Source organism: Winogradskyella bathintestinalis (assembly GCF_030407435.1).
Lineage (GTDB): Bacteria > Bacteroidota > Bacteroidia > Flavobacteriales > Flavobacteriaceae > Winogradskyella > Winogradskyella bathintestinalis.
The window spans coordinates 149,556-162,740 of the sequence record NZ_JASDDK010000004.1 but is presented as its reverse complement, the minus strand read 5'-3'; the positions used below and the strand labels follow the sequence as shown (position 1 = coordinate 162,740).

The window sequence follows — 13,185 nt, the reverse complement described above, 5'->3', positions numbered from 1 at the left end:
AATGCAATTTAAGAGCGCAAAAAGTAATAAAAAATCCCCAGTAGTGGGGATTTTTAAGTTAAGTTACCAGTTTATGTGGATGAATGACAATTCCTTGAAATTGAGTTTCTTGTATGCAATTTTGTTATCGCTTTAGTGTAAAATGCCCTTTAACTTGAAATGCTATAGATCCACGCTGTACATCGGCGACGTACCAGTAATCACTGGTAGGCATTCGTTCTCCGTTATATTTACCATTCCAACCAGAAGACTGAGCACTTAATTTTGTAAGCAATTTTCCATAACGATCAAAAACATGAATAATAGTGCCAGGCAAAGTTTCTATGCCAACAATATGCCAAGTATCATTAGTGCCGTCATTATTTGGTGTAAAGAATTTAGGAATATCAACGACTAATACTTCTTTGGTTTCATTAGCACAACCATTTAAATCTATAATAGTAACAATGTGATAACCCATAGCTACATTCTCAAAAACATTAGATTCTTGTGGTTCCATGTCGTCGAGTTGATAAAGATAATTTCCGATACCGCTGATGGTTACAGTGATATTGTTAGGGTCTGAAAAATCGATAACCTCGGTAGTTTCTATGGTTGCAGCTTCAGATTCAGAGACTTCAAAATAATTAGTGGTTTCGCAACCAAATTCAGAGGTGACTTTAACCCAGTAACTACCGACTTCTGTGATATCTATTTCAGGAGTTGTTTCTCCGGTAGACCACTCATAAAAATCTGTGATATTATTCGTGTTTGCAGATACCAATAACGGCATATTATCTAAACAAATCACCTGATTTTCAATATTTACAAGGGGAAGAGGATTTACAATTACCGAAAATTGACCAGTACTATAACAACCTGTACTATTGGTTTCTATACGCGTATAAATTATTTCACCATCATACGCCATATAATTAGTTTCTAATCGCGAATTATTTTCTTGGGCTTCCAATTCTGAATTGTGATAAGTCACCGTAAACAAATTAGCGTTCTGAGATCCTAAAACAGTGGCATTTTGTTGTGATAAATCAAATTCTAATATGCCATCAAAATTATCATCGCAGTTTATTAAATCTGCTGCCTGATGGGCAATTGGTAATGGTTCAACTTTTAAATTAAATTGATAGTAAGTGGAGCAATGTGTAGTGCTGTATTCAGTTCTAACAAATAGTGTATCAAAATCACTTTGGTAGATATAATTCGTATCTAAGGCATTCGTATTAGCAACGGCATCTGCTTCGTTATCAAAATAACTGAAAATTACATTGTAATTAACATCGGTTACGGTAGGATTAATTTCTGTTAAATCGATACTATTCGTTTCGTTAGCACAAACTGTATATTGTTCAAAATCATTGATATGCGGAGGTTGATTTACAATCAGTTCTATTGGGAGCGATAGATAACAATTAGAGATGATATTAGTTACTTTAAAATAAACCGTTTGTGGATTAGTTAAATTCGTGTAACGATCTGGATTAGTGATTTGGTTTACATTGGCTTCGGCATCGTCAAAATTCTCATAATAGGCAAATACAAGATCCTCTTGTCTTACATCTAGTATATGATTTTCTGCGCCTGTTAAATCAAACTGAAGATAACCATCCGCGTTATCGTCACACTCTACCATAGGATCCACAGCTGCTACGGCAGGAGTACTAATAATATTAACTACAAAAGATGTTATAGATTGACAAATAGTGCCATTATCAATTTGAACAAAAATTTGTTGTGGATTTACGGTGTTTGCGAATTGTAAAGGAATTTCATTGGTGCTATTTATAGCATCTTCTTCAGAAGTGAAGAATTTTACAGACTGTATATCAGAAATTCCATTAGACACTTCTTCGATTTTAGTTGTAAAATCGTGCATTACCGAGCCATCTACAATGCTATCATCACAAACAAACAAATCGGTTGGTTCATTATATACTGGATTTGTGCCTACTTCAATCCTAAAAGATGATGTTGTAAAACACGTTTCATCAGTGATATTATCAACTCTTACATGAATTTGTTGCGGATTACTAATGTTTTCATAGATGCTTGTTTTGTCTATAGGATTTACTTTAGCAATGGCATCAGTTGCATTTAGGTAATAAGAAACCTCTTTGCCAGTTTGTCCACTTAGCGCTTCTAAATCTTTGTTTACAAAAATAAATTCGCCAATACCATCTGAGTTATCCTCACAGAAATTAAGTTCGTTTACGTAATTCGATAGATCTCCGACGAAAGGAAAAGTATTTACAATAATATCTAATTCTTCAATAGAATAACATCCCGTAATTGTATTTTCTACACGCATATACACAATTTGTGTTTGTGCGTTATAATTTGAAAGCGTTTCAATAGCGTTTTCGTTTAACTGAGCTTCTTGTAAACTTGTATGAAACGTAACGGATCTATTTGGTGTCGCTAAAATAGAATGTGGAACACTATTATTTAAATTTATGGTTGAAAAGCCATCTCTATCTGCATCACAAATAATAATATCGGTTGGTTTCTCACTTTCTGGCGCAGGTAACACGGTCACTTCAAAAGAATTATAATCATAACAACCTGTTTGTGAAGAGGTAATTCTTGGGAATAAGGTAAATGGATTGGTTAAATTTGTATACGAATTAGGTAAAGCATTTGTGTTATCAATGGCATCTTGCTCCGTTAAAAAGTAAGTGACATTGTAACCGTCTTCACCATTAGTGACGTCTAGATTTAGAGATGATAAATCGGTAGTCGTAAAACCGTCTTGATCCGTATCGCAAACACTTAAACTGATTACCGATTCAAACTGAACGATAGGGAATAAAACTAAATCGAAATCTGAAACTTCGTAACACGTAAGACTTTGCAACCCAATATAGATGGTCTGAGGATTGCTCTGTGATTGATAGGCTATATCTGTATTTATGGGATTTACTTGATTATCTCTGTCTTCTTCAGTCTCGTAAAATACCACTTCAACATCTAATAAATCGTTAATAATGCCCACAGCAATATTTTCGAAATCGAAACTTTCTGTATTATCATCGTCTACATCACATACGGAGACGTTTCTAATATTTGTAGCAGTTAATAATAAATTAGTATGAAGTTCAATAGGCACCGTAGATGCACAACCTGAAGTGCCGTTTTCTGCTCTTAAATACACAAGCTGTTCTTGGTTGGTAATATTGGCATAATTCGTTTCATCTGCAATAGGATTGGCACCAGAAAGAGCGTCTTCGGGCGATATATGAAAAGATACGTTCACACCTGATAATCCTTCTAAAACTTCAGGAATAATAGAGGTTAAATCGAAATTAGCAAAACCATCAAGATCTGTATCACATGCATCTATATAATGATCCTCCATATTAATTATAGGACTATCGATTACAGAAACATCTAAAGTTGTGGTACTAATACAACCCGTATCCGGATTTTGTACACTCACAAATAACTGTTCGTTAACATTAGTATTAGTGTATGGCATTGTATAAGCGTTAACACCAGCAGCAGCATCACTTGCAGAGCTATGATAAGTAACCACCAAATTTGTTTGACCTAATGCAATTTCTTGGTCTTTATAAAAATTTAAATCCATTGCTGTAATGCCGTCAGCAGTTTGGTCGTCACAAACCTCTAAAGGGGTTGGATCTGTAATTATTGGTAGGTTATTTACTATTAAATTAAAGCTAGAAAACGCTAAGCAACCATTAATGGTATCTTCAATTCTTACATGAATAAGTTGTGGGTTTCCCGTGTTTTGAATCGGAGTAGTAATGGCATTACTATTATCAATAGCATCAGTGTTAGTATAATGATAAGAAATAGTGTAACTCGATGGAGGAACAGAGGCCAATACTTCAGAATCTTTCGTGGATAAATCAAATATCTCAAGTCCGTCACCACTTAAATCGTCACAAAGTTGAAAATCTGTTAGCGGATCTGAAGTTTGCGTAGAACTTAAGGTTACATTAATATCATCTTCAATTATACAAGAGCTTCCTGCTAGCGGTAGTGAAATTTCAACACGATAATTTCCAGTTTGCAAAGCCGTTAAACTCGCTTGGTTTTCAGACGACATTAACGTGTCGTTGAAATACCACGTATATGTCGCGTTCGTATTAGAGATATTTCCATCTAATACAGTGCTAGTGGCACAAGTTGAAAAATCGTCTCCTAAATCTACAGAAGCATCAAAACTATTACCTTCTATGAATACAGCAGAATCATAATTTTGATCGGTCTGATCTGCTATAACCAATTTTATTTGATATTGTACGTTGGGTTGAATTGTAGCCGTAGCTGAAAGTACGGTGGTTCGTCCATTGTAGTTCGTATCTCCTACATTATACCCTTCAAAAAATTCATCGTTAGAAGCAGGACAAAAACCAACAATATCGTCGTGAACTGTATTGGTATTTACAGGTATAGTTGTGCCTGGTATCAATGCAATATTGGTGTAAGGATCAGAAGAACCTGCTTCTTTTATTAAAAAAGCAAATCCATCGGAATACTCACAAGGGAAGTTTCCAAAATATTCTTCGGAGGCTAAAATATAATTAAACTGTATTTGATTTGAAATTGAAATAAATTCGAACTCAATAGAAGTTGCATTCACGGTTCCAGAAATGCCTAAAGCTGTTTCGAGATCACTATCGGTAAGCCAAGTGGCATCTCCTTCATTTAAGATGTCGTTATTTTGACCATTTCCAGCCGAGTTAGCATTACCTGTGGTTAATACAATTCCGTCTGCGAAAGGAAAGTTTGATGATGCACGCTCAAAATAACCAAAACTACCTATACCAATAGATGTGCCGTTTGAGGGTGACGAAATATTTGAGACTTCTACACAACCTTGGATTAATGTGTTTTGAATTAAGTCTTGAGTTGAAACTGAATTATCTATGGTAACTTGTTGAGCAAAAGAAATACTACAAATTAAGCCTATAAATAAGTAGAGGGAGCGGTTGAAATTAATCATTAGTTTCGGTTAAGTTTAAAATGTTAAGGCAGAAAGGGTTGGGTCGACCTCTATCTACATGATAATTATGGTCGAAATGTAAAGTTAATAAAGATGAAATACAAAAAAATACGACAAAAAGCACAAAATGTTAACATTTAAATGCGTTTTATTACTTTTATTTTTAAAAAAGACCTCAAAAGAGGCCTTTCTTCCCAAATTGAATTCAAATATTTCTAAACCAAGATGTTAGAAATTGCTTAACCTGAAACTCAATATCATAAATATATTGTAGAAATTTTATTCTTTTAAATTCGTGATTTTAGTTCTCTCTAATTTTGAGGGTTCCAGACAGAAAACTTTTACAAAGTGTTTTTGTAATTAATTATAAAATTAAAGGATGTACGTAAGAACTGCAAAAAAATAAGATGAACGGACTAAAACTTTAACGTTTTCTAATAATTAACATAGACCCAACTCATAAAAGGGGTATAATTTGGATCGTTTAAGTTTAAAACATAAAAATAAGTCCCTACGGGTACCATTGATCCTTTATTATTGAGTCCTTGATTTATTTCTCCGAACCATGGTTTAGCATTATTACCAATAAAAATGAGCTCACCATACCGGTTATAGATTTGTAACTCGTGCGCTGTAAAAATATCGTATAGGCCTTGTATATTAAACCAATCGTTATAGGTGTCTCCATTTGGTGAAAACCCTTGTGGAATTTTTGGTGGACAGTTCTCAATAATGAGATCCAATTGAAAAATTTCGTAACATGGTTGAGTCTTCAATCGCACATAAACAGTTTCTGGGTTTGAAAGATTAGTATAGTCGGAAGGTATTAATATTGGACTAGATTCTAAATCTAAATCGTCTAACGACCGATAGAAAGCTACATCTTCTTCATTATAATTGAGCGTATTAATTGCTTCAAATAGATTAAAAGTCGCGCTATCATAACCTTCATTACAACTTACAAGATTTGGAAGCAGTGTTGTTTCAGGAATTACAAGTAACTCAATATCTATAAAAGTGCTATTGTTGTTCTCGTTAGACTCCGTAATTACACCGTTTTGGGTACCATCATCATCTGCAATAGCTGTAATAGTTACATTAGGATTTGTTCCTTCAGGAAGATGAAGAATTATAGCGTAACTTTCGCTTTCATTTATGGCTATAGTATTAATGGTTTCGCTTGCGCCAATAAAAACACCATTACTATAAAAAGCTATTGGTGTATGAGCAGGTAAAATATCTGTGCTATTAAAATTATTTACGGAATAAAAAATTTCTATACTATTATCTCCACAGTACACGCTATTATTTTCTATGCTAATCGTGGCATCTGGTAACTGACTGTTTAGAACCGTAATGATGTTGTTAATCATTACGAAATCTTGACCCGATGTTAGTGCTATGGTCGCTGAAGTGTCTCCTATACTTATATTATCTTGAATATTATATACATCGATATCCATATTATATAAATTATTGGCTCCAGTAAATGAGTTGGTTCCATTAAAAGCGTTGTTAGCAGGATTCAGGGGATAATTACTAATTACATTTCCGTTTATAGTTAACTGCTCATTTACAGCTATAGACCGATCTCCCTCCCAAGCCACAAACCCAATTTTAGCAGCTTCATTATCTAAAACATTTAAGTTATCTAAAGTTATGCTAAGAAAATCTGGGACACTTTGTAGACCATCGTAAACATTCAATTGATTTAGCGATAAACTATCCTCTTGATAAATAATAGTCATTGCCCAGCCTCCAAAATTAGTTCCGGTAGGGCAATATGGAGAAATAATAGTGTTTAGATCTAAATCCGAAACGGTATAAGTGGTATTACCTTGCTCCGTAATTATATCTGTAACATCTGCAAAAGCAGCAAAAAATACACGAACGCTATCTAAAGCATCGCTAAAGTTGCGTTCGGCAGATACAGGTATTCCGTTTAAGCTAATATCTAAATCCCCATTGCCCGAACCGGCCCAATATAAATAGGCTGCAATTATATTTTGATTGATATTCAGATTTAAATCTGCTGAAGAGGATGTTAGAATGGTACAAGGACCAGAAATACCGTTTTCTAACGTATTGAGGGTATTACCAATGGCGGTATAATCGTATCTTCCGTTAAATTGCTGAAATAAGGCTATATCTTGAGCCGCCAAAGGGAATGATAAACTTAAAAGTGCTAAGCAAAGTATGTAATATGTGCTTTTCACAAAATGAATGCATTGGTTTGGTCTAAAATACAATATTTAAATTATCGTTTTAATGTAAAATGACTGGTGAAAGTTCTTCCATCTTCTAATTTTACTTTAAACCAATAATCGCTTGAAGGCATTTTTTCACCTTTGTATGTTCCATCCCAGCCAGAACTTAAGGGATCGAGTTCCGTTAAGAGTTTCCCGTAACGATCAAAAATAAAAATTGAGGTATTTGATTGAAACTGTGCTGATATTCCTTTTACTTGCCAATAATCATTAACGGTATCATTGTTTGGTGTAAAGAATTTAGGAAAACCAATTACGGAAACTAGACTTTCTACAATACCACAATTATTTTTATCGCGAATGTATACGGTATATAATCCTGCTGGAACATTCGTAAATATATTACTATCTTGAAATGGGCCGTTAATGTGCCCTAAGGCATACTCGTAGTGACCTTCTCCTTCTACAAAAACAGAAATCGTATTATTTTGTAAAGCATCAACAACTTTTATATCAGTAACTGTTGCAATATTTGAAGGAAGGACGGTAATGGTTCTGTCTTTAAAACAACCGTTTGTATTAATTACTTTTACGTTATAAGTTCCTGGGGCATCAATTTCAATTTCCGAGGTATTTTCGCCTGTAGACCATTCATAATAATAGTTGCTAGGGGAGTCCCCAATAATTCCTCCATCTAACGTGATTGTTTCCGGAAAAAGATTTAAACAATACAAGGTTTCAAATTCAGTTTCAATATTTGGTAATTCGAATACTTTGAGTGTAATTTCGCTAATACCATAACAATTGTTGGCATTTTCAACGCGTCCATATATTGTTTGGTTATAAGCTAGAGTATTAGTAAAGATAGTAGGAAGTGGATTAGTTTCTACCAAAGCATCAGTATAGGTTTCGTAATAAATTAAGTCTAAATTAGCAGGAGATCCTACTAAAATAGAAGAATTGGCATCTGTAAGATTGAATTCCATAAAACCATCTTCTATTCCGTCTATATCACATAATTCTATACTTGTATTGTTAGAAAACGTTGTACTTACTTCTAGTGATATTTCGCTAAAATTAATACATCCCGAAGTTGGGTTAGTAACTCTCGTATAAATGATTTGAGGGTTTAAAAAATTATCAAAGGCATTACCATCAATAGCATTATTTTGGTTTTCGGCATCTGTTAAAGATAAAAAGTATTCTACGGAAGTATTAGAATCACCATTAGTAATAGCTTCTAAAGACTCATTAATATTAAAGGTGGTAAAGCCCTCAGGAATGCCATCTTCATCACATTGTAATATTGTAATATCATTAGCGACTGGTTTGGACTCCACAATGAGATTAAATGAGGTGAACCCAATACATCCTGTATCAATATCTTTAATCCTCACAAATATTTCAGTTGGAGTAGCCGATGTGTTTCTATAATTAAGAGCAAGTGGGTTAGTAAAGGTTTCTGAATCCGCCTGACTGGTATGATAACTAATAGCATAATTTGCATCAGATATTCCGTTTATAATTTCTTGAGTTTTTAGATTAAAATCGAAAGTAGAGATACCGTTTTGATCGTCACCATCTAAATCATCATCACAAACGTTATAATCAATTGGTGTATTAAAATCAATGAGTGTGCTTACATTAATGTCAAAATCATTAATGATGTAGCAACCTGTAGTTGTATTTTCAATTCTAATATAAATGTTTTGATTGCTCGTTGTATTATTAAAGATATTTCCTAACGCATCTACATTGATGTTGGCATCACTTTCTGTGGTATGATATGTTACGTCTACATCAGTTGCTCCATTTTTAATTTCTTGGGTTAGAGATGTAAGATTAAATTCGGTAATATTATCATTAAAAGGAGCTAATCCATCACAAATATCGATACTTGGTAAACGGGTGGACTCAATATTTTCTAATAAAGGATTAGACGGTGCTTCAGGAAATTCAGCAGTACCTGTCCATTCTAATCGAAACGGACTATTTCCAACGGGTCTGTCTATTACAATATAGTAATTTTCCCCAGCCAAAACATTAAGGAGACTTACAAAACTATCTCCATTAGCCCCTGGTCCTTCAGAAACGTCAGTGGATGTAGCATTTAAACCAGTTAAGTTATTCCCTTGATTGGCCGCAGCCGGATTTGTAGTAGAGCAGCGCACCGCCTGACCAATGTTTCCTGGACTTACATTTGGACCAAAAATAAAAAAGTCATAATCTTCGTTAATGCTAGAGCTGGTAGGTGTCAAGGTAAAGGCTAAGGTACCGGCTACGGCTATATTAACTTCTAGCCAAATGCTATTATTTTCAGAGCTAGAACAAGTATTTGTGCTATTCAATTCTTGAATTCCAATGCCGCTAACATCTAAACTAAAATCTGAATTACCACACACCGTAACCGCAAATTGAGCATCATTTGGTTGTTGCGAAAAAGCTAAAAGATGAAAAACGGAAAAGAAGATAGTCGCACTTGTAATTTTAAAAATTAGATTTTGGGGGATGATCATCGTTTTAATGTAAAGTGATTTGTAAAAGTTCTTCCATCGTCTAAAATTACTTTAAACCAATAATCACTGGTCGGCATTTTATTACCATTGTAATTGCCATCCCAGCCAGAACTCAACGGATCGAGTTCAATCAGTAGTTTGCCATAACGATCGAAGATATAAATAGACGAATTTACCTGAAATTGTTCATTTATGCCATAAACTTGCCAATAATCGTTGACCGCATCATTATTAGGTGTAAAAAATTTAGGAAATCCAATCACGGAGATCAAATCTTCAACAATTCCACAATTGTTCTTATCTCTTACGTACACGGTATGTAAACCTGGTGGCACATTGGTAAATGTATTGCTGTTTTGGTAAGAACCATTATAATCGTTCAGAGCATATTCATAATCTCCTTCACTATTTGAATCCACAAAAATAGAAATTGTGTTATTTTCTGAAGCATCAACAACGTTTATAGATGATATTGTCGCAATGTTTGATGGTAATACTGTAATCACTATATTTTTAAAACAGCCATTAGTATTACTCACTTCTACATTATAAGTTCCAGGTGAACTAATTTCAATTTGAGAGGTGTTTTCTCCTGTGGACCATTCATAATAATAATTACTAGGGGAATCTTCTAAAACACCAGCATTTAAAATGATGGTTTCAAAAGAATTTAAACAATAGAAAGTTTCAAATTCAGTTTCAATTTGAGGCAACTCAAAGACCGTTAATTTTATTTCACTGATACCATAACACGCATTTGCATTTTTCACTCTGCCAAAAATAGTTTGATTGTAGGGTATCGTATTTCTAAAGATTGTATCTATTTGATTTGTTTCTAGTAACGCATCACTATACGTCTCATAATAAACCAAATCTAATCCTATAGGTGAACCTGCTAAAACAGCCGCATTTGCTTCAGTTAAGTTAAATGTCATTAAACCATCTTCAGTACCATCTGCATCGCATATTTTGAGATTAGCATTGTTGGTATAGGTGGTGCTGACTTCTAATGATATTTCACTAAAATTTATGCACTCAGAATTTGTATTTGTTACTCTTGCGTAAATTATTTGTGGGTTAAGAAAATTGTTGAAAATACCTCCATCTATTGCATCTTCTTGATTTTGAGCATCGGTGAGCGACAAATAGAATGTAACCATGTTATTTTCAATATTGTCCGTAATATCTTCGACATGATTATTAAGATTAAATGATGTAAAACCTTCAGGAATACCATCTTCATCGCATTGTATTATGGAAAGATTACGGGCTACAGGAATGGGGTTTACAATGACATTAAAACTACTTGTATTAAAACATGCTGTATTCGTAGTGTTTTCAATTCTCACAAAAATAGTTTCGTTAAAAGCTTCCGAGTTTGCATAATTCAATGGAAGCGGGTTTAATTTATTATTTGCATCATTTAATGTTTTATGAAATGTGATGGCGGTATTATTTTCGTTTTGATTACCGCTAAGGGCAGGCTTAAGATTTTCCAAATCTATAATAGCGTAGCCATCTGATTCATCACCGAAAGTATCACAAAATTCAACAGGGTCTATAGTTGTGAGTTGCGGTAAAGTAGATACGTTAAGTTGAAATGAGTTAACCGCGAAACAATTTGGGTTTTGAGTATGGTCTACACGAGCAAAAATAGTCTGAGGATTACTGATGTTATTATACGGAAATATAATTTCATTCTCGCCAAGTTCGGCATCGGTATCTGTTTCAAAATACCTAACATTATAAGTTAATGGATCTTGAGATAATAATACTTCTGAATTTTTAGATGTAAAATCGAAACTGGTAATACCATCATCGTCGCCATCGTCACAAACAATAACATTACTAAGTGAATTGGCTACAGGAATTTCGAAAACACCAACCACAGCATTTCCTTCTATAGGGCAATCCCCATTATTAGGTTCAATATAGACTTCATAAAATCCTGGATTATCAACTAATAGTTGAGCTGAGGATTCTGCTAATTGCATTCCATTAAACAGCCACACGTAATCTGCACCGGGAATATTTGTAGCTTCTAATGTATAATTGTCGCCTGTACAAAGTTTAAGTTCCGTGGTGCTAATACCGTTTTTTATAATATCAATTTCAGAATTAAACAGAGATTGAATAAATGGAGGCAAACCAAGTCGGCTAACGTTTTGATTGGAACCATTAATATCTAAAAATATGCCCTGTGGATTATAATTTGCAGCTATTCCATCTGCTTCAGGATTTGTTATAACTCCAAGATATTTTGAAATACTTTGATTTCCGAAGTAGCTTAATTGTGCTCTATAAATACGTCTATCAATTCCTAATTGTAAAGCACCGGCACTAATTGTATTTGATGAGTGAATTACCTGAGCTGAATTAGGGATATCCGTAGTTTCTAAATCCCATTGTATCACATGGCTAGTTTCAAAACCGGCATCACCTTCACTTAAGGTAGCATATACTTTTCGGTTTTCAGCAGAGAATTCTACACCGTATGGACTAGCATTATTTTGTGGGCCGTACAGTTCTAAATGGTTAGATACGATACCTGTTTCATTATTAAAATTAAATAAATCAACACTGCCAGCGGCATTTGCTCCAGCAGTTACAGCATAGCCGTAGTTGGCAGCAATTAATTTAGACGCGTCCGGGGACGCTTTTAAATAGCCTAGAGCATTACGTCTATATCCTGAAATTGGTATGTTAGGACCGACCGTAGAAATAACAGGAGTTTCGTTAACTCCATTTTCATCAATTTTAAAAGCATAAAATTTGTCTCCAAAATGTGTGATAATCCAGAAAGAAGAACAATCTTCTGCTCGTACAGCTGTAATTTTTTCGGAACATTTATATTTACTTTCTATAGGTATAGAAGGATCATAAGTTACTAAATGTTTGTTCTTTACAACGGTATCAACATCACCCAAACCACCATTTAAAGTCATGTCAATTAAAGAGTAATTGAAACCATTATTGTAGCCGTCATCTTGGGTAGGCACTGTTCCGCCGCCTTCATAGTTGCCAGTAAACTGATTAGGATACGTACTTGCATTATTGTGATGTGGCTCATCTACGGTAAAAAGATAATATTTGTTAGGATCATTTGGTTTGGGTACTATAAGCCCTGAAGATGTGCTTGAAGGGTCGCCTAAAAGACCGGTTCCACCAAAATAATCACCATTCGACATTATTTGATGATTGCTATTCCATACCGTTTGGCCATCAGAATAAAATAATAAGTTTCCGTCTGTATCAGATATGGAAGTGCAGCCCTCTAACGTATTTATTTGACCATTACTTAAAGGTGTCACAGTACCAGATTGCGCATTAAATTGCAGTCCAGCATTCTGTCCAAAATACCAATAAGAGGCTTCATTTTGAGCGTGCGTAAACGCATTGGTAAGCAACAAAAAAATAATACAAATAATTTTTTTCATAATAGCAAAGCCTTGAATTGCATATACCGTTCACCAATATAATAACTAGAAATTAAAAA

4 protein-coding genes are annotated in these 13,185 nt (G+C 34.2%); all 4 read right to left on the bottom strand.

Features of this window, described 5'->3' with window-relative positions:
- Positions 1 to 124: 124 nt before the first annotated feature.
- The gene (locus QMA06_RS11995) at positions 125 to 4,966 is read right to left on the bottom strand and encodes a T9SS type B sorting domain-containing protein (RefSeq protein ID WP_290207102.1); all 4,842 of its coding nucleotides are present in this window, start codon (positions 4,964 to 4,966) and stop codon (positions 125 to 127) included.
- A 434-nt stretch (positions 4,967 to 5,400) separates the two neighbouring features.
- Entirely contained in the window at positions 5,401 to 7,182 is a 1,782-nt protein-coding gene (locus tag QMA06_RS11990) for a T9SS type B sorting domain-containing protein (RefSeq protein ID WP_290207101.1), read from the bottom strand.
- Between the two features lie 41 nt (positions 7,183 to 7,223).
- Positions 7,224 to 9,689 carry a T9SS type B sorting domain-containing protein gene (locus tag QMA06_RS11985; protein WP_290207099.1) on the bottom strand — a complete coding sequence of 822 codons (2,466 nt, stop codon included), beginning with the start codon at positions 9,687 to 9,689 and terminating at the stop codon, positions 7,224 to 7,226.
- A complete protein-coding gene (locus tag QMA06_RS11980; RefSeq protein WP_290207098.1) occupies positions 9,686 to 13,126 on the bottom strand; it encodes a T9SS type B sorting domain-containing protein in 3,441 nt (1,146 codons plus the stop codon). The genes QMA06_RS11985 and QMA06_RS11980 overlap by 4 nt, the downstream gene beginning before the upstream one ends.
- Between the last annotated feature and the right edge of the window lie 59 nt (positions 13,127 to 13,185).